The sequence below is a fragment of the Ruegeria denitrificans genome, from assembly GCF_001458295.1.
Lineage (GTDB): Bacteria > Pseudomonadota > Alphaproteobacteria > Rhodobacterales > Rhodobacteraceae > Ruegeria > Ruegeria denitrificans.
On sequence record NZ_CYUD01000003.1, the window covers coordinates 325,723 to 349,164 of the forward strand.

At 55.0% G+C, this 23,442-nt stretch carries 18 protein-coding genes and 1 tRNA gene; 15 read left to right on the top strand and 4 right to left on the bottom strand.

Annotated features, from left to right (window positions below; genetic code table 11):
* Positions 1–7: 7 nt before the first annotated feature.
* From RUE5091_RS06340 to miaA, 3 genes are all read right to left on the bottom strand, one after another.
* Entirely contained in the window at positions 8–1,054 is a 1,047-nt protein-coding gene (locus RUE5091_RS06340) for an ABC transporter permease (RefSeq protein WP_058281032.1), read from the bottom strand.
* A gap of 135 nt (positions 1,055–1,189) precedes the next feature.
* Positions 1,190–2,860 (bottom strand): ABC transporter substrate-binding protein, encoded by a 1,671-nt coding sequence (locus RUE5091_RS06345; RefSeq protein ID WP_058281127.1) that lies wholly within the window; start codon positions 2,858–2,860, stop codon positions 1,190–1,192.
* Between the two features lie 322 nt (positions 2,861–3,182).
* Positions 3,183–4,076, bottom strand: a complete 894-nt coding sequence (gene miaA, locus RUE5091_RS06350) for a tRNA (adenosine(37)-N6)-dimethylallyltransferase MiaA (RefSeq protein WP_058281033.1) — start codon at positions 4,074–4,076, stop codon at positions 3,183–3,185.
* Between the two features lie 96 nt (positions 4,077–4,172).
* On the opposite strand from miaA, the gene pyrH reads away from it, so the two are divergent.
* The 10 genes from pyrH (at position 4,173) to RUE5091_RS06400 (ending at position 16,108) form a co-directional block, all read left to right on the top strand.
* Positions 4,173–4,925 (top strand): UMP kinase, encoded by a 753-nt coding sequence (gene pyrH, locus RUE5091_RS06355; protein ID WP_058281034.1) that lies wholly within the window; start codon positions 4,173–4,175, stop codon positions 4,923–4,925.
* A gap of 383 nt (positions 4,926–5,308) precedes the next feature.
* The gene (locus tag RUE5091_RS06360) at positions 5,309–6,535 is read left to right on the top strand and encodes an aminotransferase class V-fold PLP-dependent enzyme (RefSeq protein WP_058281128.1); all 1,227 of its coding nucleotides are present in this window, start codon (positions 5,309–5,311) and stop codon (positions 6,533–6,535) included.
* A gap of 48 nt (positions 6,536–6,583) precedes the next feature.
* Positions 6,584–8,005 carry a cryptochrome/photolyase family protein gene (locus tag RUE5091_RS06365; protein ID WP_058281035.1) on the top strand — a complete coding sequence of 474 codons (1,422 nt, stop codon included), beginning with the start codon at positions 6,584–6,586 and terminating at the stop codon, positions 8,003–8,005.
* 69 nt (positions 8,006–8,074) lie between these two features.
* Positions 8,075–9,283, top strand: coding sequence for an SAM-dependent methyltransferase (locus RUE5091_RS06370; RefSeq protein ID WP_058281036.1), 1,209 nt, complete (start codon positions 8,075–8,077; stop codon positions 9,281–9,283).
* A gap of 16 nt (positions 9,284–9,299) precedes the next feature.
* Complete coding sequence (locus RUE5091_RS06375) at positions 9,300–9,740, top strand: TrgA family protein (protein ID WP_058281037.1); 441 nt, start codon at positions 9,300–9,302, stop codon at positions 9,738–9,740.
* Positions 9,741–9,769: 29 nt separating this feature from the next.
* The gene (locus tag RUE5091_RS06380; protein WP_058281038.1) at positions 9,770–10,885 is read left to right on the top strand and encodes an NUDIX domain-containing protein; all 1,116 of its coding nucleotides are present in this window, start codon (positions 9,770–9,772) and stop codon (positions 10,883–10,885) included.
* 69 nt (positions 10,886–10,954) lie between these two features.
* Positions 10,955–11,989: a cysteine synthase A gene (locus RUE5091_RS06385; protein ID WP_058281039.1), complete on the top strand. Its 1,035-nt coding sequence runs from the start codon at positions 10,955–10,957 to the stop codon at positions 11,987–11,989.
* Complete coding sequence (locus RUE5091_RS06390) at positions 11,989–14,424, top strand: DUF3772 domain-containing protein (RefSeq protein ID WP_058281129.1); 2,436 nt, start codon at positions 11,989–11,991, stop codon at positions 14,422–14,424. The genes RUE5091_RS06385 and RUE5091_RS06390 overlap by 1 nt, the downstream gene beginning before the upstream one ends.
* Positions 14,425–14,514: 90 nt before the next feature.
* Positions 14,515–14,604, top strand: a tRNA-Ser gene (locus RUE5091_RS06395).
* A 91-nt stretch (positions 14,605–14,695) separates the two neighbouring features.
* Positions 14,696–16,108, top strand: coding sequence for a radical SAM/SPASM domain-containing protein (locus tag RUE5091_RS06400; protein ID WP_165590756.1), 1,413 nt, complete (start codon positions 14,696–14,698; stop codon positions 16,106–16,108).
* 19 nt (positions 16,109–16,127) lie between these two features.
* On the opposite strand, the gene RUE5091_RS06405 is transcribed toward RUE5091_RS06400, so the two are convergent.
* Positions 16,128–17,087: a radical SAM protein gene (locus RUE5091_RS06405; protein WP_058281041.1), complete on the bottom strand. Its 960-nt coding sequence runs from the start codon at positions 17,085–17,087 to the stop codon at positions 16,128–16,130.
* A 637-nt stretch (positions 17,088–17,724) separates the two neighbouring features.
* Between RUE5091_RS06405 and RUE5091_RS06410 the strand changes: the two genes are divergently transcribed.
* The 5 genes from RUE5091_RS06410 (at position 17,725) to RUE5091_RS06430 (ending at position 23,414) form a co-directional block, all read left to right on the top strand.
* Complete coding sequence (locus RUE5091_RS06410; protein WP_131726281.1) at positions 17,725–19,404, top strand: hypothetical protein; 1,680 nt, start codon at positions 17,725–17,727, stop codon at positions 19,402–19,404.
* Between the two features lie 80 nt (positions 19,405–19,484).
* The gene (locus RUE5091_RS06415; protein ID WP_058281043.1) at positions 19,485–19,793 is read left to right on the top strand and encodes a hypothetical protein; all 309 of its coding nucleotides are present in this window, start codon (positions 19,485–19,487) and stop codon (positions 19,791–19,793) included.
* A 5-nt stretch (positions 19,794–19,798) separates the two neighbouring features.
* Positions 19,799–20,881 (top strand): glycosyltransferase family protein, encoded by a 1,083-nt coding sequence (locus tag RUE5091_RS06420; protein WP_058281044.1) that lies wholly within the window; start codon positions 19,799–19,801, stop codon positions 20,879–20,881.
* Positions 20,878–22,941 (top strand): glycosyltransferase, encoded by a 2,064-nt coding sequence (locus RUE5091_RS06425; protein ID WP_058281045.1) that lies wholly within the window; start codon positions 20,878–20,880, stop codon positions 22,939–22,941. The genes RUE5091_RS06420 and RUE5091_RS06425 overlap by 4 nt, the downstream gene beginning before the upstream one ends.
* A 56-nt stretch (positions 22,942–22,997) precedes the next feature.
* The gene (locus RUE5091_RS06430) at positions 22,998–23,414 is read left to right on the top strand and encodes a hypothetical protein (RefSeq protein WP_131726282.1); all 417 of its coding nucleotides are present in this window, start codon (positions 22,998–23,000) and stop codon (positions 23,412–23,414) included.
* The last annotated feature ends 28 nt before the right edge of the window (positions 23,415–23,442 follow it).

Sequence of the window (23,442 nt, forward strand, 5' to 3'; positions counted from 1 at the left end):
ACCCTCCTTAAGAAATGCGAATGCGCGGGTTGAGGTAAACGTAGCCGATATCCGAGATCAGCTGCGTCACCAGCACCACAAAGACCGACACGACGGAAATCGCCAGCAACAGCTGGATGTCGTTGTTGCCTGCCGCCTGAACCAGCGCCCAGCCGAAACCTTTGTAGTTGAACAGGGTCTCAACGATCACCACGCCGTTCAGCAGCCATGGGAACTGCAGCATGATGACAGTAAAGGGCGCGATCAGTGCATTGCGCAGCGCGTGCTTCACGACGATGTTCGGGAAGGACACGCCTTTCAGCCGCGCGGTGCGGATGTACTGTGCTGTCATCACCTCGGTCATCGAGGCGCGGGTCATTCGGGCGATGTAGCCCATCCCATACAGCGCGATGGTCAGCACCGGCAGGAAGAAGTTCTCGAATGTGGGATTGTCCATCGCCTGCGTCGCGGTGCCCTTGAACCATTTCAGGCCAACGGTGGACGAGGTGAAGATCGCGATGAAGATCACGCCTGACACGTATTCCGGTGTTGCTGTGGTGATGATCGAAAGGGTAGACAAAGACCGATCCAACGCCGAGCCTTCGCGCATTCCGGCCAACACGCCCACAATCAATGCGGACGGAACCATCAGGATCAGAACCCACAGCATCAGGTAACCGGTATTGCCCAGACGCTTGCCGACAATGGTACCAACTTCGTCCTTGAAGACGGTGGAATACCCCCATTCTCCCTGAAGGATACCGCAGAACCGGGGTGTGGTTTCCTCGGTCAGTCCGGGTCGGATACAGGTGCCTACAAAAGTGCCGTCATCCAGAGTTTTGGTAAAGCCCGGGGCCACACCCAGCCATTGACCATATTTGATCAGCGTAGGTTGCAGGTATCCACGATTGCCCAGCCAGGCCTCGACCTGTTCGTCGGACATCCGTTGATTGCCCTGGGTTTTGGCCAGCTTTTCCAAGTTCGGATATAGGTTAGTCAGAAAGAAGACCACGAAAGTCAGGCACAATGCTGTCAACAGCATGACGCCGAACCGTCGGAGGATGAATAGTCCCATGATGGCCCCTGTTTTTCGGGTGTTCCGCAGATCATTGGACCATTATCTGGCCTCGGACATCCGACTCCGCGTCGGCCTGTCTGCGGCTGGAAAGGGGCGCCATTTTGGGCGCCCCTCGGATTTTGCGTGCAGTCTTTAGGCTGCCCAACCCCACTTGTAGTGGTGGTGTTCGAAGGCGACATGCATGTCGGTGCCGACAAGCCCGTCCTTCATGTGGCGGTACAGTGAACGCCAGTAAGGCTGGATCGTCACGCCTTCTTCCTGGATTATCGCAGCACCACGTGCAGCGACCTCACGGCGTTTGTCCGCATCCGCGATGGCCAGTGCTTCGCCCAGAATCGCGTCGAATTCAGCGTTTTCCCAGCCGAATTCATTCCAGGCTTCACCCGATTTGTATGCCAGAGCCCAGATCTGAACGCCCAGTGGACGGTGGTTCCAATTGGTCGAGCTGTACGCATACTTGGTCCAGTCGTTCCAGAACGTGTTGCCAGGCAGAACGGTCCGTTTGACATTAATGCCTGCGTCGCGAAGCTGCGCAGCCACGGCGTCAGTCGTGTTGCGGCGCCAATCGTCGTCGATCGAGATCAGCTCGTGCTCGAAATCGGCCATGCCGGCCTCTTCCAACAGTTTGCGCGCCCCGTCCGGATCGACTTTTTGCGGCGGCAGTTCAGGGTATTCAGGGTGGATCGGACCGACGTGATGATTCTCGGCGGTCGTGCCGCGACCACCATAGCCCAATTCCAGACAGATCGAATTGTCTACGGCCATCTGAAGCGCCTGACGCACACGCTTGTCAGCATAGGGTTGCTTACCGTCGACTTCGGCCAGCTGGTTGGGGCGAACTACGATCGTAGCCATAGTGATAACTTCGGATTTAACGTAGCCGAGGCTGTCCATAACGTCGATGAATTCACCGACTGACTCATACAGCATATCAACTTCGTCAGATTCCAATGCCGCCAGCCACGCAGATGGGTCGGTACCGTAGTCAATGTATTCGATCCGGTCTAGCGCCGGGCGACCGAAAACTTCCTCACCCCACCAGGTGTGATCTTCGTTGCGGACAAGAACACCTTTGACGCCGACTTCCAGCTCGCTCATCAGATATGGGCCGGTGCCGACGTTGTTCAGCAGGTCATTTTCGCTGAAGGACTGGTGAACGATTGCAGCCGGATAGTCCGACATGCCTGCAACAAGAGAGATGTCAGATTGAGGAAGGTTCAGTTTCACAGTCGTTGGGTCTACGACCTCGATGCTACCTTCGATCGCCTGACCTGTGTCATCATCAACAAGCGTTGCAAAACGACCCGCCATCGAATTGGTTTCCGAAGACTTGTCGCACCAACGCGCAATGTTGAACGCTACATCCTCGGCGGTGAAGTCGTCACCATTGTTCCACTTCACCCCTGGACGAACCTTAAGGGTATATTCTGTTGCGTCGTCGTTGATTTCCCAACCTTCCAGCAACATGCCACGGAAGGAACCGTCCGAGTTGTACTCGACTAGGTATTCCAGCGTTCCCCGGCTGTAGTTCCCGATTTGGGACCAGTCATACGTGCGCGGGTCCTTCAGGGCACGAACTTCGGTTTGAACACGAATAGTCCCGCCTTCTTTCTTGACGTCTTCGCCTTCGGCGTGGGCAGGGGCAGCCAACCCGATCATCCCATAGGCTGCGGCGGCTGTTACACCTAAGCCTGTGGCGCGGGCCAGGAATTCGCGCCGACTTAGTTTGCCATCCCGATACTCCTGAGCATGCATTTCTGCCGCCCAGTGAATCGGTGCTCCGGTAAAGGTTTGCTTGTTCATTGATGTTTCTCCCTGTGACATATTCTTTTTTTTGATGAAGGTTGAAACTGCTCAGGCCGGATTGGCCCGGTCAGCAGGTTCCCTGAATTCTCTTTGGATTCTCGTCATCCCCATGAGGCTATTCCGCACCAGTTTTCAAGTGACGTCAACGTTCGAAATCGACATTCATGGCACAAAAACGACATCAGCGATTTGTATACTGTCGCCTGATGGTCGATGCAGGGCATTTCCAGTGATGTATACTATCGTGAACCGGAAATCCGGAGCAGTGGGGATGCAGCTAAAGGAATCGCAAGAAAATATTCCTTAATAAAATTGTGTATCAATCTGAGAAATATATCTTATTCCAATTATTCATCCGTGCTCGGAACCATGTGCGTTGACGTTTGGCGAATTGGCGGGTCGCAATCGTTGCCTTCTCTCTGGCGGCTTCCAACGTCAATCGGCCCTCGAGATACCCGATGATCTCGGGAACACCTATGGCCTTGAAGGCGGGCAAGGTTGGGTCAAAGAGATCCCGCATTGTCTCGACCTCTTGCAGCGCTCCGGATTCCAGCATCAGATCGAACCGTCGGGTGATGCGATCAAGAAGCCAGTGTTTATCTACATCAAATACGATTGGTACTGCGTCCGTCAGGCTCAGCACGGGGGGCGGAGTATCAGCCTGCCAGTCGCGCAGGCTGCGCCCGGTGGCCTGCTGCACCTCCCAAGCACGCTGAACGCGGGCGCGGTTTTTTGTGTCGATTCGGTCTAGTGTCTGATCATCGACGCCAGCGATCAAAGCGGACAGGTCCAACTGGTCAGCCTGGGCGCGGATTTCGGGCGGTGTGGCGGGAATGTCGGCCATCCCTTCGGTCAGGGCTGAGAAATACAGACCGGTGCCACCGACAATGATCGGGCGTTGGTTCCCACTCAGCAGCGGCGTCACCTCGCGCAGCCAATGGCCGGTTGAATATTCCTGATCATAGGCGATATGGCCGTACAGCAGATGCGGGGTACGGGCTTCTTCCTCGGCTGAAGGGCGGGCTGAAATCACACGCCAGCACTCATAGACCTGGCTGGCATCCGCGTTGACGATCATGCCGCCGAAGGTCTCGGCAATCTGCAGGGCCAGCGCCGATTTGCCCGAAGCGGTTGGCCCGGCGATCAATACAGGTTGATCATCGGGGATAGGGGGCAGGCGATCCAATATCTGCGATCTGTCGGTATTTGCCATCTGGGCTGTCTCAATCCTCACCAATCGCATTGAATCTGCGGTGGTTTTGCTTCATTTTGCGCCGGAAAATAAACCCGTGCCAGCCCGGAGCGCAACATGAGCCTTTCCCCGACCATTGAAACTACTGAATCCGCCAAGACAAAGTATAACCGCGTGATGCTGAAAATCTCGGGCGAGGCGCTGATGGGCGATCAGGGGTTTGGCCTGCATCCGCCAACCGTTCAGCGCATCGCGCAAGAGGTCAAGTCGGTGCACGATCTGGGTGTCGAGATTTGCATGGTCATCGGCGGCGGCAATATTTTCCGCGGCCTCAGCGGCTCGGCTCAGGGGATGGAGCGGACAACGGCCGACTATATGGGCATGCTGGCCACGGTGATGAACGCGCTGGGGATGCAGTCGGCGCTTGAGGAGATCGGCGTGTTTACCCGCGTAATCTCGGCCATTCGCATGGATGAGGTGTGTGAGCCGTACATCCGCCGCCGGGCCGTGCGCCACCTTGAGAAAAAGCGGGTTTGCATTTTTGCCGCCGGAACCGGCAACCCGTATTTCACCACCGATACCGCTGCGACTCTGCGCGCCAATGAAATGGCGTGCGAGGCGATCTTTATGGGTAAGAACGGCGTGGATGGCGTTTACGACAAAGACCCCAAAGAGCACGCGGACGCGGTGCGCTATGACACGGTGACCTATGATGACGTGCTGGCCAAGCGGTTGCGCGTCATGGATGCCTCGGCCATTGCGTTGGCACGCGACAACAACCTGCCGCTGATCGTTTTCGGGCTGGATGAACCGGGCGGTTTCCGTGGCATTCTGGCAGGTGAGGGGACCTATACCAAAGTTCAGGGCTAAAAGGCTTTCTACGCTTAATTGCGCGCAGGTCGGGCTGATTGCCCGGTCTGGCCTCTTTTCATCAGCATCGCGCCTATGCGCGTGCCGATCTTCATAGGTCTGGCGAAAGAAAAACGTCGCATGTGAATTGATCACAAGCCCCAAAAGCCTCGGTCAAGCGACGGGGCTTTTTTATTTCATAGCGGGTTGACCGGCGTTGGGGCCGCTGTCTAAGTATCCGCGTCTTTCGGTTACCAGATTTTGCCCCGAAAGACTGCCCATGCTTTCGTCTGTGTGACCGAAGCTGTGGTTGGGCTGGAAGACCTGCCGTGATTTCCGAGTTGTCCGAAATCATGCGCGGGCACGTCGTCGGAACAAGCAGCATGAGCAAGGAGCGACGTGCCATGGGCACTCTTGATATCGATTTCGTTCGGGCCCAGTTTCCGGCCTTTTCCGAGCCCAGCCTGCAAGGTCAGGCCTTTTTTGAAAATGCAGGCGGGTCATATACTTGCAAGCCGGTGCTGGACCGCCTGACACGCTATTACACGCAGCGCAAAGTGCAACCTTACGGTCCCTATGACGCCAGCCGTCTGGCGGGTGAAGAGATGGACGAAGCCCGCGCGCGCATGGCCGCGATTCTGGGTGTGAACACAGATGAGCTGAGCTTTGGTCCCTCGACCACGCAAAACACATATGTTCTGGCGCAGGCATTTCGCCAATGGATGCAGCCGGGTGATGCTGTCGTCGTCACCAATCAGGATCACGAGGCCAACTCGGGGCCTTGGCGGCGTCTGGCCGAGGACGGGGTTGAAATCCGCGAATGGCAGATCGATCCGGAAACCGGGTCACTCAACCCGCAGGATCTTGAAAACCTGCTGGACGAAAAGGTGCGTCTGGTCTGTTTCCCGCATTGCTCGAACGTAATCGGAGAGATTAATCCGGTCACTGAGATCACTGCCATTGCCCATGCGGCGGGGGCCTTTGTTTGTGTGGATGGCGTCTCATACGCACCGCACGGGTTTCCGAATGTCGGCAATCTGGGTTCAGATATCTATCTGTTCTCGGCCTATAAAACCTACGGCCCACATCAGGGCTGCATGGTGATCCGGCGGACGCTTGGTGAATTGCTGCCAAATCAGGCGCACTATTTCAATGGGGACTCGCTGTACAAGCGTTTTACTCCGGCGGGCCCGGATCATGCACAGATTGCAGCCAGTGCGGGTATGGCGGATTACGTTGATCTACTGTGCGACCACCACAATGGCCCTCAGGGTGACACGACCGAGCGCGGATCATTTGTGCATGACCTGATGCGCGAGCAGGAGGTTGCTCTGCTTCAGCCAGTGCTGGATGCGGTCAAGGATCGTAACGCGGTCCGCCTGATCGGTACGTCGGATGCGACACGTCGGGCGCCGACAGTAGCGCTCGCTTTGAAACGGAACGCCGAAGCCGTGGCTGCTGATCTGGTGGAGCACGGGATCATGGCGGGTGGTGGCGACTTCTATGCCGTTCGCCCGCTACAGGCGATGGGCGTGGATTTAGAACAGGGCGTGTTGCGGGTTAGCTTTACGCACTATACCTCTCAACAGGAAATTGATCAGCTATTGGGCGCACTTGACGCCGTTTTGTGATCCAGTTTTTGCCTGGCTTCGTAATGCGAAGAAAACAACTGGGCGGTCATGGAAAACAATCAGTCTCCGATCATCATGTGGTTCCGGCGGGATTTGCGTCTGTCGGACCATTCCGCGCTAAACGCGGCGGCCCAGACGGGCCGTCCGATCCTGCCGGTTTTCATTTTGGACGATTTGGTTCAATCGCTCGGGGCCGCGCCAAAATGGCGGCTTGGGTTGGGGCTTGAGGCTTTCGGGCGGTCTTTGTCGCAGGCCGGTAGCCGGTTGATCTTGCGACGTGGGGACGCTCTGACCGTTTTGCAGAAGCTTATCGCCGATACTGCCGCCACCGCTGTTTACTGGTCGCGTGCCTATGACCCAGAGGCCGTGGCTCGTGACGCGCTCATAAAGTCTGTGTTGGCAAAGCAGGGGGTGAAGGCAAAGTCATTTGCGGGTCACTTGCTGTTTGAACCCTGGACCGTGGCGAACCAAGCGGGCCAACCGTTTCGCGTTTTCACACCAATGTGGCGATCCGTCCAAGACCGAGACGTCGCCGCGCCCGAAGCCGCACCAACGATCATTGCACCCTCGCGTTGGCCTGCCTCCGATAATCTGGCTGATTGGAATCTGAGTAAGGAGATGAACCGGGGTGCGGCTGTGGTCGCGCCTTTCGTCCGCCCCGGCGAGAGCGCGGCATTTGAAACCTTGCACAGGTTTCTGGAGCGAATCCCCAATTATTCGCGCGATCGGGACCGTTTAGATGTGCAGGGAACCTCGGATCTGTCCGAATACCTGTCGCTTGGGGAAATCGGCCTTCGTGTCGTCTGGCATGCAGTGCAACGCGCTGCGATGAACGGCGCGAAAGGGGCAGACGCCTATCTGCGCCAACTGGTTTGGCGCGAGTTTGCTTATCATCTGATGTATCACACGCCGCATTTGCTAAGCGCGAACTGGAAGCCTGACTGGAACATGTTCCCGTGGAACACGGACGCAAACCATCCAGCGGTCCTCGCATGGCGTCAGGCCCGCACCGGCATTCCCGTCGTCGATGCAGGGCTACGTCAAATGTTTGTGACCGGCCGTATGCACAATCGCGCCCGTATGATCGTCGCCAGCTATCTGACTAAGCATCTGATGACGCATTGGAAAATCGGAATGAACTGGTTTGCTGACTGCCTGATCGACTGGGACCCGGCGTCCAATGCGATGGGTTGGCAATGGGTTGCGGGGTCGGGCCCGGATGCGTCACCATTTTTTCGCATATTCAACCCTCTGACACAGCAGCAAAAATTTGATCCTGATCGCGAATATCTAATGCAGTGGATCGCAGAAGGACAGGCTGATCCTGCGGCTACGGCGCTATCCTATTTTCAGGCGGTTCCGCGTTCATGGATGCTTGATCCGCGGGCGGATTATCCCTCGCCAGTGGTTGATTTGGCTGTTGGCCGGGCGCGCGCGTTGGCCGCCTATGAGGGCCGAAAAAACGGGTAAGGAACTGAAAACTTGCCAGAAACACAAACTCGGCCTAGCTTTTAACTACGACCGCACAGGGGAGAGCGGATGATCCTGACGACAACTGAAGGGCAAAAAAACCTGCCTAGATACTTTGCTCAAGTCTTTAAGATGCTGGGCCGGATGGGCTCGGGGCGAATGGATATCGCCCTGCCGGACGGGCGGGTCTTCCGATCCGAAGGCCCCAAGCCGGGCCCGGTGGCACGTGTGGACATTCACGACCCCGACGTCTTTGCCCGCCTGATCCGTGAAGGTGAGTTGGGCTTTTCGGATTCCTACCTGGAGGGCGGTTGGAGCACCCCCGACCTGCGGGCCTTCATGGATTTGGTGCACTTGGGCACCGAGACGGTGTATGATGATTTTACCGGAAAGATCCTGGTCAAGGCCTATGAGCGTCTGCGCTTTTGGTTGCACAGCAATAATCGCCGGCAGGCCAAAAAGAACATTTCGTATCACTACGATCTGGGGAATGATTTCTACAGTCTGTGGCTGGACGACACGATGACCTATTCCAGCGCGCTTTTCGAAACAGGACAGGAAAGTCTGGAGAATGCGCAAACCGCGAAATATGCGAGTTTGGTGGATGAAATGGGCGCGAAGCCCGGAGATCACATCCTTGAGATCGGATGTGGATGGGGCGGTTTCGCAGAATATGCGGCAAAAGAGCGTGGCCTGCGGGTCACAGGTCTGACAATCAGTCAAGAACAGTTAAGGTTCGCGCAGCAAAGGATTGATAATGCAGGGCTTTCTGATCTTGTTGAGTTCAAACTGCAGGATTATCGGGATGAACGCGGCCAATATGATGGTATCGCTTCGATCGAAATGTTCGAAGCCGTTGGTCAGAAATACTGGCCGGTTTATTTTGAGACAGTGCGCGAACGGCTGAAACCTGGTGCCCAAGCTACCCTTCAGATCATTACCGTCGCAGAACACCGCTGGGATATTTACAAGAATGGTGTTGATTTCATTCAGAAATATATTTTTCCCGGTGGAATGCTTCCAGCACCTTCAATCCTGAGACAACAGGTGAAAGAAGCGGGATTGGATGTCGTGAAATCTCGGGAGTTTGGTCAAAGTTATGACCTGACTCTGCGTCGCTGGTATGAGACGTTCAACGACAAATGGGACGAAATCTCGGAAATGGGCTTTGACGAGCGTTTTCGCCGAATGTGGAACTATTATTTAACCGCATGTGGCGCGGCCTTTGACACTGGCAACTGCGATGTGACACAGATCACTATAGCAAAACCCAGTTAACAAAGGGAAATTTGGAATGCCCACTGCGCCGCGTCTAGTTGCTTCTTTTTGCCTATTGGCGGTAGCCTTTATCGTGTCGAGCATGATCATCAGCAACGGCGAAGAGGGCAAGGATTACGGCTGGTTTACCTATGTCAACATGATCATAGCAGTGGCCTGTGGTTGGAAAGTGATGGGTAAACGTGTTGGAAACGGTTGGACTGCGGCGGTCAACAACGGCATTGCCGGGATTGTCTCGCTGGTGTTCTGGGCTCTTTTTGTTCAGGGCTGCTATGAGATGTTCCGGTTGGCCATGCGTCATCGTTACGATGGTCCGTTCGAAGCTCTCTTAGCTATTTTCCAGATCGGGGTCGAATACGGCAAACTGCTGATTACGCCGGAAATCCTGTGGACTTTGGCGATCGGAGCTCTTATCGCGGGTCTTGCAACCGAGGAAGCCAACCGTCGCTGGCGGTAGCCCACCCAAAAAAGACGAGTTTTAAGTCAGTGTCCGATTTGTTCTTTTACGGCACGCTCAGGCATTTGCCGTTGCTGGAATGTGTGCTTGGCCATGCATTGTCAAACGAGAAGATATCTCAGGCCAGTTTGCCGGATCACGCGGTTTATGGCGTGGTGGACGAAGCCTTTCCGATGATTGTTCCCGAAGAAGGCAGTCATGCCGAGGGATTACTGGTTCAAGGGTTCTGCCCCGAAGATCTGAGCCGCTTGGCATTTTACGAAGGTGGGTTCGACTATGATCTCAGCCCGCAGGGCGTGGTCTTAGCTGATGGACCGCGGGTCGAGGCCAGCGTATTTTTTCCTGAACCCGGGCTGTGGACACCCGACAGGCCGTGGTCGTTACAGACCTGGGTCGATAAGTGGTCAGAGGTGACTCTGGTCGCTGCGCAGGAAGAGCTGGCTTACTACGGTAAGGTGAACGCAACCACGATTTCCCGAAACTTCGCTCCGATCCGCACCCGTGCCTGGGCCAAGCTGGCCGCGCGAAAACGTCGAACCGGTGATCCGCGTGATACTGAAAAAGACGTGATCGTGCAAAGCCACAGGCGTGCCTATGTCAACTATTTCGGTGTAGAAGAGTTGGACCTGCAGTACCGCCAGCATGACGGAACGATGGGTCCGCTCCTGCATCGAAGCGGATTGATGCAAGGGGCCGCTGTGGTTGTTCTGCCGTATGACCCGGTGCGCGATACGGTTCTGTTGGTCGAACAGTTCCGTGCACCAGTGTTTTTGATCGACGACCCCGAGCCGTGGATGTGGGAACCCGTGGCAGGCATGATCGACCCGGGTGAGACGCCCGAGCAGGCCGCCTATCGCGAAGTGCAGGAAGAGGCACACGTGGGTTTGGATGTGCTGGAATATGCAGGCGGCGCCTATTCCTCAAGCGGGTCATCAACTGAGTATGTGCACCTTTACGTGGGGCTGGGTGATCTGACCCGAACCATTGATAATGGCGGAGTGGTGTCGGAAGGTGAAGATATTCGGACGCAGATCCTGTCTTATGACACATTCATGAAGAAGGTGGATAATAACGAATTCAAGGACTTGCCCCTGTTGTTGATGGCCAACTGGCTGGCAAGGCATCGCGACCGTTTGCGCGGTTAACTATCGCCGCTTGTGGTTGTCGCACCGCATCTGTAAATCTTCGATGATACGTAATGAAATGAGGGCGCCATGCGCATTGCACGAGACCTTGCCGACGCTGTCGGGAAAACGCCACTGATCCGGCTGAAGCGCATCAGTGAAGAGACCGGGTGCGAGATTCTCGGGAAGGCCGAGTTCATGAACCCGGGGCAATCGGTCAAGGATCGCGCGGCGCTTTACATTATCAAGGACGCCATCGCGCGTGGGGAACTGAAGCCCGGCGGAACCATTGTCGAAGGCACGGCGGGCAATACCGGTATCGGTCTGGCGCTGGTGGGCGCGTCGATGGGTTTCAAAACGGTGATCGTGATCCCGGAAACTCAATCCGAAGAAAAGAAAGACATGCTGCGTCTGGCGGGCGCGCAATTGGTTCAGGTGCCGGCCGCCCCGTACCGCAACCCCAATAACTTTGTGCATTACTCGCGCCGCCTGGCCGAGGAACTGGCGCAGACCGAGCCTAACGGGGCTATCTGGGCCAATCAGTTCGACAATGTTGCCAACCGTCAGGCCCACGTGGAAACCACAGGCCCCGAGATTTGGGAGCAGACAGGCGGCAAGGTCGATGGCTTTGTCAGCGCCGTAGGATCGGGTGGCACGCTGGCCGGTGTGGCCGACGCGTTGCAGCCTAAGGGCGTTAAGATCGCTCTGGTCGACCCGATGGGGGCGGGGCTGTACTCCTATTACACCACCGGCGAAATCGCGATGGAGGGCAGCTCAATCGCGGAAGGCATCGGGCAGGTGCGCATCACCAAAAACCTCGAAGGGTTCACGCCGGACTTTTCGTACCAGATGACCGATAACGAGGCGCTGCCTTACATCTTTGATCTGCTACGCGAAGAAGGTTTGGTCATGGGTGGATCGACCGCGATCAACATGGCGGGTGCGGTGCGTCTGGCCAAGGATCTGGGGCCGGGTCATACCATCGTGACGATCCTGTGCGATTTTGGCACGCGGTATCAATCCAAGCTGTTCAACCCTGAATTCCTGCGTGAAAAGGAACTGCCGGTGCCGGATTGGATGACCGAGGCCCCGCGCAGCATTCCCGGCGTATTCGAGGACGTATGATGCTGCGGCAGGTTCGCCTGTTTCTAGCGTTCCTTCTGGTTTGTTTTGCCATGCTGGGCGGCCCCGTTGCTGCCCAGTTGACTGATCGACAAAGCGAATACTACCAGAACTGGCTTGAGACCGCGGACCGCGCCGAAGCTGACATCGAATCTAATCGCACGTCGAACGCGGCGCTGGAGAACCTTCGGGCGGAAATCCACAACTATCGTGAGGATTTCAACAAGGCACGCGGCGCCAATACGGACCGTATTCAGACGCTGGATGCGCAGATCAAGGCATTGGGGCCGGCACCCGAAGGGGACGCAACCGAACCTGAAGAGATTGCCAGACTTCGCGAGCATCTGGAAAACCAGTTGACCAGCTTGCAGGTGCCGCAAATCATCTCGGAAGAGGCGTTCAGCCGCGCCAACGGGCTGATCAGCGAGATTGACAGCCTGTTGCGCGAACGACAGACAAAAGAGCTGCTTGAACGCGGTGTATCCCCGCTCAACCCCGTCTATTGGGGCCCAGCCTGGGTTGATATTGTCGAGGCCGTGCGCGGTCTGATCAATGAATCTGTGCTGAACCTGAAAACCAACATCGTGCAGGACCATTTGAAAGAGCGCGGATTGGGTATTTTCTTCCTGACCGTCGCGGCTGGGGTTTTGTTGTATTACGGGCGCTACTGGTCCGAAGCGGCAGGCGAGTATCTGCGGCAATTGGGCGGCCGGGGCAGTGGGGTTTGGACGTTTCTGGTTTCGCTGCTGCGGATTCTTCTACCGTGGCTGGGCGTTTGGTTGCTGGTTCAAGCGATTGTCATGACCGGTCTGCCGGGGCTGCGCGGAACACTTTTGATCCAAAATGTTCCTTACTGGGCTGCGCTTATCTTCTATTATGACTGGATCGGACGTCAGGTTCACGTCGCGCAGGCGGCACAGAACTTTAATCGTCTGTCCCGCAAAAGCGTTACGCAGCTGCGGGTCTATCTGGATATTCTGGCGGTCTTCCTGATCGTATACGAGTTCGGGCTGCTGTTCGATCAGATCGAAAATATTTCGGATGCGACCCGGGCTGTGATTAGCTTTCCGGTGGTGGTGGGAACGGCGCTTGTTCTTTTGCGTATCCGCCGCATTCAGGCCGTTAAACCAGACGCCGAAGATGGGCAATCAAGTGAAACGCCGCGCAGTTCGGGCCTGACCCAGATCATGGATTTCCTGCGTAAAGCGGTGTTCCTGTTGGGAATTGCGAGCCCGATCTTGGCTGCCGTCGGGTATACCAATGCGGCTGAAGGGATTGTATTCCCGGCTGTGAAGACGCTGGTTTTGTTTGCGGCTCTGACCATTTTTCATCGCTTTATCACTTCGGTTTACGGCTGGCTCAGCGGACAGGGTGAAGCAGCGCGGGATTCGCTGTTCTCGGTTCTGGCCGGGTTTGTCATCGCCATCCTGACTTTGCCGGTTCTGGCGCTGTATTGGGGTGCGAGGCAGACTGACCTGCTTGAGGTCTGGTCGCGCCTGTTGCTGGGGTTCGATATTGGCGGGGTTACAATCTCGCCCAGCAATTTCTTTACTTTCGTAATTGTGTTTGTCGTCGGCTACGGCCTGACCCGGCTTTTGCAAAGCGGGCTACGGAATTCGCTGCTGCCTAAGACCAGTATTGATCCGGGCGGTCAGAATGCGATTACGGCGGGCACCGGTTACGTTGGGATTTTTCTGGCAGCGCTGGTGGCCATTATGCTGGCCGGGTTCGATCTGTCCTCGCTGGCCATTGTCGCCGGTGCGCTGTCCGTTGGTATCGGGTTTGGTTTGCAGACCATCGTTTCGAACTTCGTCTCGGGCATTATCCTGCTGGTCGAGCGCCCGATCTCAAAGGGTGACTGGATCGATGTGAACGGGATGATGGGCTATGTGCGCGATATTTCGGTGCGGTCCACCCGGATTGAAACATTTGATCGGACCGACGTGATTGTCCCCAATTCGGACCTGATCAGCGGCGTGGTGACGAACTATACGCGCGGCAATACAATTGGACGGGTCATCGTGCCGGTAGGGGTGGCCTATGGCACCGATACCCGCATTGTTGAGAAGATTTTGGGAGAGATCGCCAATTCACATCCCATGGTTCTAGCGCACCCGGCGCCCAGCGTGGTGTTCCAGGGATTTGGTGCGGATTCGCTGGATTTCGAAATTCGCGCCATTCTGCGCGATGTGAACTGGGTGCTGTCGGTGAAATCCGATATGAACCACGAAATCAACCGCCGTTTTGTCGAAGAAGGCATCGAAATTCCGTTTGCTCAGCGTGACGTCTGGCTGCGTAACCCGGAAACATTGCATGGGCAGGGGGCCGCGCAAAACCAAAAGCCAAGGGCTGAGGATGCGCCGCCGGAACCATCGACCTCCAAACCTGTGGACATGACCGAGGCTGACCTGACGGACGGGGATGGGGACGAGTTATAGCAGGGGGTTTGGCGGAACAGCGGAACGTTGATTTTTCGCTTTAATCGCCCCTTGCAAATCCCCCGGCGATAGTCCAAATATCGCCCGCACGGAGAGGTGGCCGAGTGGTCGAAGGCGCACGCCTGGAAAGTGTGTAGGCGGGAAACCGTCTCCAGGGTTCGAATCCCTGTCTCTCCGCCACCTACACCTGGTTTTCAAGTTGTTGCTCGTCATTGTGTGATGAACGCGCGTACTTGATTTGATGTTGCGGTCTGTCACTATGGCACCCGCAATGACTTCTATTCGAAATAACACCAATTTGCTTTCCGACACAGGTGACGCCGATTGTGCAGAGATCGTCGAGTCTCTGTCGGAAAAGAACGCAACATACCTTAGGCGGCGCAGGCTGTTGGATGGGCCGGACGCGCATGCAAAAGACTTGGTGATTGAATGCGCCCAAACAATACGGGAAGAATGTGATCAAGATCTGATAGATCAGTTTGTTGATCAGGTTGCGAAAAACGCGACAGAATATGAAATCCTCACTGTGCTGGTCGTGGCGTGGTTGGAATTGCAGCAGGAACGTTGGCTGGCCACAGAAATTCTTGGGCGCGAAGTCGTCAGCCGCGATCATCATGACCTGATGGCACAGCGCCTTATTGATGCTGCCCGTGAAAAGTCGAAGGATTTTGAAACCGACGCTGACCGTTGGCTTAAGACGCGTATTTGTGATGCTCCGTTTCGTGAAATGGAAACGCGCGTGAATGGTGAAGTCCATTTTTGCTGCTCGGCTTGGCAACCCGCACCAATTGGCCGTCTGGAATCCGAAGGTCGGGACGGGTTCTGGAATTCCGAACGTGCCCGCGAAATCAGACGGTCGGTCCGTGATGGAGATTTTTCGCATTGCAGCCGTTGGCATTGCCCGCAAATCGCTGGCCGCAGGCTTCCGGTCCGTAATTCGGATACGCAAGACAAAGAGCTTCGGTTGGAGAAGGGGCCTGAACGGGTCATCCTGTCCCACGACCGGTCTTGCAATATCTCTTGCCCCAGTTGTCGTACAAAGCTGATCAACCTGCCGCACAAAGAAACAGAGCGTTTGAACACTCTTTTTGAGGATCATCTGCTGCCATTGGTCGGTAATGCAAAAAAGATCAAGGTTACCGGGTCGGGGGATCCTTTTGGCAGTAGGCATTTTCGTCATATCCTTGGGCGACTGACGGATACAGGGACACCCGGCCGTCGCATTCAGCTTCACACCAACGGATTGTTGGCCAATGAACGGGCCTGGGACGATCTGGGCCTTTGGGATCAAATTGCTTCGGTTTGGGTTTCGATAGATGCGGCGCAAGCGGATACTTACAGCGTGCTGCGTCGCGGTGGCGATTTTGCGACCCTGCGAAAAAACCTGCGGTTTCTGGGTGATCTGAATGCGCGAGGTGAGATTGATACGCTGCGTTTTGACTTTGTGGTACAGGCGTCCAACTTCAGAGAGATGCTCGCATTCGTAGATCTTGCCCAAGAAATGAATGCCAATGGCGTATATTTTCTACGGCTGCGTAATTGGGGGCATGTCACGCCACAAGAATTCAAAACGCAGGATGTATGTTCTTCCGATCACCCCGAACATTCAGACCTGTTGGCAATACTGTCGGACGAACGCATGGCTTGGGATGGCGTAGACTTGGGCAGTCTGAACTCGATCTGAGCGTCACAGAGCGCTGCACTTACCTCTCTTTGCGGATTAGGATGTCGGCTAGGCATGAGCATGCATCTTTCGTGCACCGAATTGGATCACGGGGCAGGACCAGGTCCTCGCCCAGATACCCAAGCCTGCCGCCAACGCAGCAAACGCCCCGGTAGACTTCACCATTTCCTCGGATCCGCAGGGACTCGAGGCCAACGTTACACTTATACCCACGCCATCGGTTCAAATCTCTGAGAAGAAATTCATTTGGGCGAAGCGTTTCAGTACGGCCTGACCGCGTGGTGGCGCGCATGAGCGAGCGGGGCTGTTCCCCGATCGGAGCCCTATCGGAGGGCAAGCCGTTAGTAAGAACCTGCATCTGCTCCTTTGTGTAATCGTACAGCTGAGCTCCGAAATCCCTTCGTAAAGGTTTCAGGGAAATCGACGCCGCTGGCAGGGCTGCGCGTAACTTTCGAGCATCTTCAAGCGTCTGGTCAAAGTGATCCGGATGCATCGTGACGTTGATATGCACGGTAATGTGGTCGACCATCATGCCCGCAACGCGGATAAAATGGTCCAGGTCAGCGAATTCGGCGTGGTATGTCAGAATAACACTGTTGAGGCATTTATTGATCTTTTCCCAAAATCGAACTGTTCGCGATGCGTTGCTGATGAGGCTGATCTTAAAACCTTTCGCTGATGCCTGATGCAGCAAATCAACGATCTGCGGATGCATGGTGGGTTCGCCACCTGTCAACTGAAGCCAGACAATCCTGTCCATTTCATCCACATAGTGTCTTCTTAGTTGACGATATAGATGAAGAACGTCGTTGGGTTTCTGCCACTTAAGTGAACCGTCATGCAAATTTTTCGGACAATAGCTGCACGCATAGCTGCAGGAATTCCCTAGCGTCCAATCCACCACGACCATTTTTCCGCATAGCGGATCAGGGTGATCTATCAGAGTAAACCTGTTTGAGGCGTTTTGGATATATGCCATTTAATTACATGCGTTTAACTAGCATTCATCGAAAATTCGATCAGCGTGTTGTGGTGGTTTTTGCCAATATTCGCAGTCTAACTTGAAATTGGTGACGGACCAAAAACTATCAAAAACAGAGGGCCCGGGGTACTTCACCAGCGCAGGCGCAAGAACGCGAAGCCAAAGGCTAAGGGGTTTGCCGGGTCTGATACATGCGAATTGCAGTGTTGGCTGCCTTGTTTTCGCGAGGTCAATTTTTTATAGTTTAAAGATAATTTTTTAGAGATTTCGACGCTCAAGCGTTTTCGAATTGCCGGAATTACAACCGCTTAAGGCCTGTTTCGGCGGCCAGTCGGGGGAATTGATGTCAAAGGCTAACAGCCCAAGAACTCGACCTGAAGTTGCTAAGAAATCCTCCGATCAAACGGCGGATATATATGACTTTGTTCGCGCTCCTGAATGGCAGAAGGTGCTTGAAAAAGCACGTATTGAGCGAGAGAAAAACCTGTCGGCCCGGGCGCAGAAAAGCAAAGCGTCTCAAGACTCCAAGCCGGAACAGCGCAAAGCTAGCCAAACAACCACAAGTGAACGACCGCAAAGCAAGCAAATGACATGGTCTGCGCGGGTTGAAGAAGCACGGAATCAAAGAAATTCAGTGCTGGCCCGTCGCTCTGCCGAGTCGGCAGAAGCGCATTCGGGCAAGCCCAAAGAAGACCGGATCAATGTCTCTGGCGGAAATGCGGAGAAAACCTTTCAAGAGACAACGAAACAGCAAAGCTCGACACCCAGCCCTGAGCAGGCAAATTTTGAAAAGCCGGGGTCAAAGCAGGCAAAGCCGAAGCGCGGCGCTGAGGACCAGGGGGCAGGGGATGCGGTTTCGGTAAATGACGCTCTTGTCCGCAAGGACACGTCCCATGAGCAGCTGACTAAAGCAGAGTTGAGTTTAATTCTCTCGTCTGAGGAAGTAGACCATCGTCTGTCCAAAAAGCTTCTGCAACAGTTGGAAGACCAGCAAAGCAGACGTCGCAGGGTCAGGTGGGGTTTGGTAGCCGTCGGATGCACCATCGGAGCGGTTGCTTCGTCTTCGGTTTTTCTGACGTTAACCGGGTGGGATGCGCTGGGTTTGACTGAACGCTCGGCATCCGGGGAAACCGCAAGCACCGAAACAGAACAATTCGCTCAATCCGGGACATTTCAACCTGACGTGTCGGGTGGTGCCGAAGGTGAGGCTGTTATTTCAGCCGATTTATTCGACGCGTCATCATGGCCAGCGTCCCCTGACACCGGGGGGGCGAATACGGAAGACCCGAGCAACATTGCTTCGCTCACGTCGTCTTTGTCAGAAGGCACCGATACGGCAGCGGCTATCGAACCGAGCGCTCGAGATCCGGCCCCCAACATTTTGTCTTATGTCCCAGCCCTTGAACCACCGCTACTGCCTGTGGGCGGAGCAGGGTATCTGCCGTTGAAAGAGGCGAACCCGAGTTTTCTACCCTATGAAGTCGTACCAGAGTTTTTTGCCGCATCCATCACCTTGGCGGATAGAGCAGGCGCAGATCTACCACCAACCGTGGTGTCCGTCGAACCAATCATTCCCCCACAGCGGGCCCCCAACGTTTTTGTTCAGCTTGCGGCGCTGCAATTTCCTACACCCCCGGCATCTGTAACAGCAAGCGGATCGCGACCAGGACATAGCCAGGATTTTCAGTCAGACCGCCCTTTGGGGGCTGTTCTTAGTCAGGGTGCCTTGTCGGTCGTGGCATCTGATCCTGTGGTTCAGCTTGAAAACGCAGCGCTTAGTTTGCCAACCCCACGGCCACCTGTCGTCAACTTGGCGCCAAACCCTCCTGATTTGACCGAGCTTGCAGCGCTGCCAACCGAAGAAACCCCGGCGTTACCTAAGAATGACGTTAAGCCACTGGAACCGGCCATTGTTGAGGGGGGGACGGAATACAGGTTGTTTGCACCGAACAACATTCCAAATGATGCCGTGAATACTGTTGTGACCGGGTTAACAACAACGGGTCATGAACTGGGCGCAACGGCCCGCGTGCCTTACAAAGTGACGCGAACCAATGTCCGTTACTATCATAGACAGGATGCCGCTAAAGCTGCTGCTCTGGCAAAAGATGCGGGCGCTTTGTTGCGGGATTTCACCGGTGCGAGTTCCAAGACACCTAACGGCGTGATCGAATTGTATCTGGCCGGAGAAGGCTTTGGTCGGGCCTCTGTTCCGCGAACGGCCAAAAAAAGTCGCCGAAATACGGCTCCGAGCAACTCGGTTGACCAGCTTAGAAGTCAGGTTTTGAAAAAACTCAGGACAACAACCAACTGAATATGCTCTTTAGGATGTGAATACAAAGGACCGAAATGATTTGTGAGTTTAAATGTAACAAGTATCGACGGGTTTAATTTATGGCTGACAGCAAACTCATCGGCATAGTAACTGCGCTACTTTTTCTAGCGTCAACACAGCATGCGCGCGCCGAAATTTCGCTTGAGCACTTGCTGACCATTGATCAACTTTTGTCAACCAACGATACACAGGCGTTGCAGTCGTATCTTGAGCGAAACCCGGAACTTTTGACGGGTGACGATGAGTTGTCTGCAGAGCTGCGAAATTTCTATAATGCCGCGACCACCGGCAATCTGAATTTTGGCTATACCGCTGGTCCCGTAGGTGCCGCGGGCACAGAAGCAACCGAAAACGAACTGCTGCATTAACGTCTATGACAGTGTTCAATGCCATCACTTGCGCAGATATGCCAAAGATCGCTTATGTCATTGAACCTCGGTTCTCTGGTGGAACGTCTGCAGCGGTCGCGGCCGAACTTCGGGCGATCGCGGATTTCGGGCAATTGGAGGTACATGCAGTAACGTCGCGGACATTCGGTGAAAACCGGCATATCGCACCGGTTCTACGGCGGGCGTTGGATGACTTGCACATACCGCTGATTTGGGACGCGCCGCGCGTCTGTGCGGATTTTGTGATCCTGCACAATCCGTCCTTTCTAAAATTTAATGACGTGTTGAGTACCAAGATATTTGCCCAGGACCTGATTGTGGTAACACATGAGAATTTTCTGCGTCCGGGTGGTGAAGAGGGATTCGACGTTACCGCCTGTCTGAACCAGATTGAGGCGTCTTCCCTTGCGCTCAGGCGAACTCTGGCACCGATTTCCCCGTATAACCGAAGGACCGTGACGGATTGGCTGTCCAGTACGCGCGTCGCCCGGCAATGGCGGGTTTTTGATCAGGATTGGTTCAACATTTGCCAAACGGAAGTAGAGCCTCCTTGTGAAAGCCCACGGGATCGCCGGGGGCGGCATTCGCGACCGGGGTTCGAGAAGTTTCCGTCGATGTCCGATCTCGACAGATGTTTTCCCAAGAGTTCTGAAAGCAATGTTATTCTGGGGGCGGACGCGCTGCTGAGCGCCGGTGTTCTTCGTGCCCATTGGACCCTGTTGCCCTTTGACGCCATCAACGTGGATGAGTTTTTTGGAATGATTGATTTTTACGTCTATTTCACGGCGCCGACCTGGCAAGAGAGTTTCGGACGCGTGGTGGCCGAGGCGCTTGCCGCTGGCAAAGTGGTTCTCACCAATCCCGCAACCGGGGCGACGTTTGGGGATGCGGTCCTCACCTGTGATCCGGGCGATGTGGATGGGATCATCTCAGATCTGGTCGCTGAACCACAGCGATACCATGAACAGGTTTCCAAATCCCAGGCAGTGCTGGATCGATATTCCGTAAAAAGTTTCAAGGCGATGCTGTCAAAGATTATGACCGTCGACAGCGGGGTTCTACGATGATTTTCATCGAAGCTGGCACGCGCTCGCTGCGGTCTTTTGATGCGCAATTGATCTTTGCCGAGCAACTGGCCGCGCGTGGTTTCAATGTGTGCATAGATGCCGAATACCTGCCGAACGATGCGGGCCGTGGTCGTGTCTATGATGCCGCCAAATTTCTGGTCGATCCGGGTGAGCATGTGGTCGAAATCGTATTTGTCATAGGTGCAGACGAGATTGATGACCATCTTCTTGCGTCACTGAGGCAAAAGCAGTTGGCGGTGGATGTTCCGGTGATCGCGACGGGCCGTTTTGAGGCCCAGCAAAGTTACATCGCGGCAAAATCACGCCTTGCCTATGCACTTGGGCGCGAAGCCACAGTACTGGACCTTACGGACTTTCAACCGCGTTCGATGCTGCCTACGGCGGCCTGTCCGTTGGTGGCGGATATTCGGACGACGTCCCGATCAGCGGGCAAGAAGTCAAATGTTGCAGTGGTTCTGGGTTCCATGGAATTGGAGGATACCGAGACGCTGTCCTGCTTGTCCCGGATGAGTAACCAAAGCGTCTATAATTTACGACTTATCGTGAGTGGGGCACAGAATGAGGCGATCAGGACGTCACCTTTCCACGATTTGCCGACCTGCCTTTATACCGATCTCTCCTCGCTTATTCTGGCGACTTCGACGGATGTTCTGGTGATGTTTGGCCATGGCGTTGCAGGTGTTCGTATGGCGGCTTTTGCGGTTGAATTGATGGCCGCCGGCGGGATTGCAATAGATTGCACGGATGATGAAGCAATCGTTTCATCTGGTGCGCCTGCTTTGATCGGGCCCAAATCTCTGCTTGCCCTGGACGGGTATCTAACCGGGAAAATATTGGGAAACATTGCTCGGGTGGCTGAACAGGCCGCAAAATCCCAATGGTTGAACTCGGTGGATATTTCCCGATTGGAAACGGCAGCGGGCCTAAAGCCAACAAAGCCCGAACCAGTTCGAACGGAACAGCGGACGTTGTTTTACCCAACGAATGGGGTTGGATTGGGGCACGCGCAGCGCTGCGCCATTATTGCCAAAGCACTACCGGATGACATTACGCCGATTTTTGCGGCCTTCCCGAGTTGTGTACCACTTGTGCGTCGAGAAGGCATGGATTGTATCCCACTGGTTCAGCGAACTGAAATTTCCGACAGATTCAATGGCAATGATGTTCTGACCTATCGTAGATTGGGGGCGACGTTGCAGGAAAATGACCGATTGGTATTTGACGGTGGCTATGTTTTTGATTCCGTTTACCGATTGATCCTTGAACGCAATTTGTCGGCGGTTTGGGTGCGGCGGGGATTGTGGCCTGACGGACGATCCAGACCAAGGATGCTTGAACGTGAGGGTGTATTCGACCGGGTCATAGTTCCATCCGAAGCCTTTGAGGAACTGAACGACACCTACAGTTTCGGCGATAACATTCACACTGTCGGTCCGATTTTCCGCAAGGCCGCTTTGACCGAAGATGAACGCGATGGACTCAGGGCTCGGTTGGCGGAACGGTTCGGCCGGGATTTTGATCACTTGGTCGTCAGCATGTTGGGTGGGGGCGTGGCGTCTGACCGTTCGGCGCAACTCCAGGCCATCTGTGGGATGCTGGAGGATCGGGCGGATTGTCTGCATCTTGTCGTAACCTGGCCCGGAAGCACGGTTCAACCAGCCACGTTCGGTTGGAAAAACACCCGCGTCGTTCAGACATTTGAGGCCACAAAGCTGTGTCTGGCGGCGGATGTGGTCATTTCAGCAGCGGGGTACAACTCAGTTCTTGAGATTTTGTACAACAAGATACCCGCTATCCTGATCCCGCAATCGGCACCGTATCTGGACAATCAGGAACGCCGGGCAAGGGCATTGGCCGATCGCGATCTGTGCGCACTTATCACTGAAAAAGAGTTCATGAAGCTCGAGCGAACGGTTTCTGATTGTCTGGATCAAGGGGAGCTGGAAATCTATCGCTCTGCTTTGAATAAAATCGACCTGCCAGAACCAGGGGCGGCTAAAGCGGCTGAAATCATAGCAGAGGCTCAGTACCAAAAATGACAGATGATACCTGGTATGAAATTCTCAGCAGAACGACGTCCAAACGACCGGTTCAATTGGATGCGTTGATCGCCGATGATCAAAAATCCAAACCGCATGGGAAAGTTGTTTTTCCTGAAACAACTCTTATTCCTTCTGCCGCTTTGTGGGAGAGGAACGGAAACGGCCCGACGCATATTGGTGTTCGGATCGTGAAGGCACCGAAATCTGTGCACAACGTTGCAAGGTATCTTGCTGCAGCGGCACTGGAGCGCGAGGTGATCCCGCTTATTCTTAGCCGTATAGATTACAGCGGGTTTGAACAGTTCGGTTTCCGTGTCGAACGCGTCCCGGAAGAACCAGAGGCTGCGCGGACCGCGGAGGAGGAAATCAGAAAATTCTGGGATCTCGCGATTATTATCGACGGGGATGATATCGGGCTTTGGACGGGTCAGCGGAATACGGCCCAGGTCGGGGCAAGTCACGGCGAATGACTTTTTCCCTTTTGACGCGATGCAAATT

Coding starts and splice junctions, on each gene's coding strand:
- RUE5091_RS06340 (WP_058281032.1), bottom strand. CDS start 1,054: ATGGGACTATTCATCCTCCGACGGTTCGGCGTCATGCTGTTGACAGCA.
- RUE5091_RS06345 (WP_058281127.1), bottom strand. CDS start 2,860: ATGAACAAGCAAACCTTTACCGGAGCACCGATTCACTGGGCGGCAGAA.
- miaA (WP_058281033.1), bottom strand. CDS start 4,076: ATGGCAAATACCGACAGATCGCAGATATTGGATCGCCTGCCCCCTATC.
- pyrH (WP_058281034.1), top strand. CDS start 4,173: ATGAGCCTTTCCCCGACCATTGAAACTACTGAATCCGCCAAGACAAAG.
- RUE5091_RS06360 (WP_058281128.1), top strand. CDS start 5,309: ATGGGCACTCTTGATATCGATTTCGTTCGGGCCCAGTTTCCGGCCTTT.
- RUE5091_RS06365 (WP_058281035.1), top strand. CDS start 6,584: ATGGAAAACAATCAGTCTCCGATCATCATGTGGTTCCGGCGGGATTTG.
- RUE5091_RS06370 (WP_058281036.1), top strand. CDS start 8,075: ATGATCCTGACGACAACTGAAGGGCAAAAAAACCTGCCTAGATACTTT.
- RUE5091_RS06375 (WP_058281037.1), top strand. CDS start 9,300: ATGCCCACTGCGCCGCGTCTAGTTGCTTCTTTTTGCCTATTGGCGGTA.
- RUE5091_RS06385 (WP_058281039.1), top strand. CDS start 10,955: ATGCGCATTGCACGAGACCTTGCCGACGCTGTCGGGAAAACGCCACTG.
- RUE5091_RS06390 (WP_058281129.1), top strand. CDS start 11,989: ATGCTGCGGCAGGTTCGCCTGTTTCTAGCGTTCCTTCTGGTTTGTTTT.
- RUE5091_RS06400 (WP_165590756.1), top strand. CDS start 14,696: ATGACTTCTATTCGAAATAACACCAATTTGCTTTCCGACACAGGTGAC.
- RUE5091_RS06405 (WP_058281041.1), bottom strand. CDS start 17,087: ATGGCATATATCCAAAACGCCTCAAACAGGTTTACTCTGATAGATCAC.
- RUE5091_RS06415 (WP_058281043.1), top strand. CDS start 19,485: ATGGCTGACAGCAAACTCATCGGCATAGTAACTGCGCTACTTTTTCTA.
- RUE5091_RS06420 (WP_058281044.1), top strand. CDS start 19,799: ATGACAGTGTTCAATGCCATCACTTGCGCAGATATGCCAAAGATCGCT.
- RUE5091_RS06425 (WP_058281045.1), top strand. CDS start 20,878: ATGATTTTCATCGAAGCTGGCACGCGCTCGCTGCGGTCTTTTGATGCG.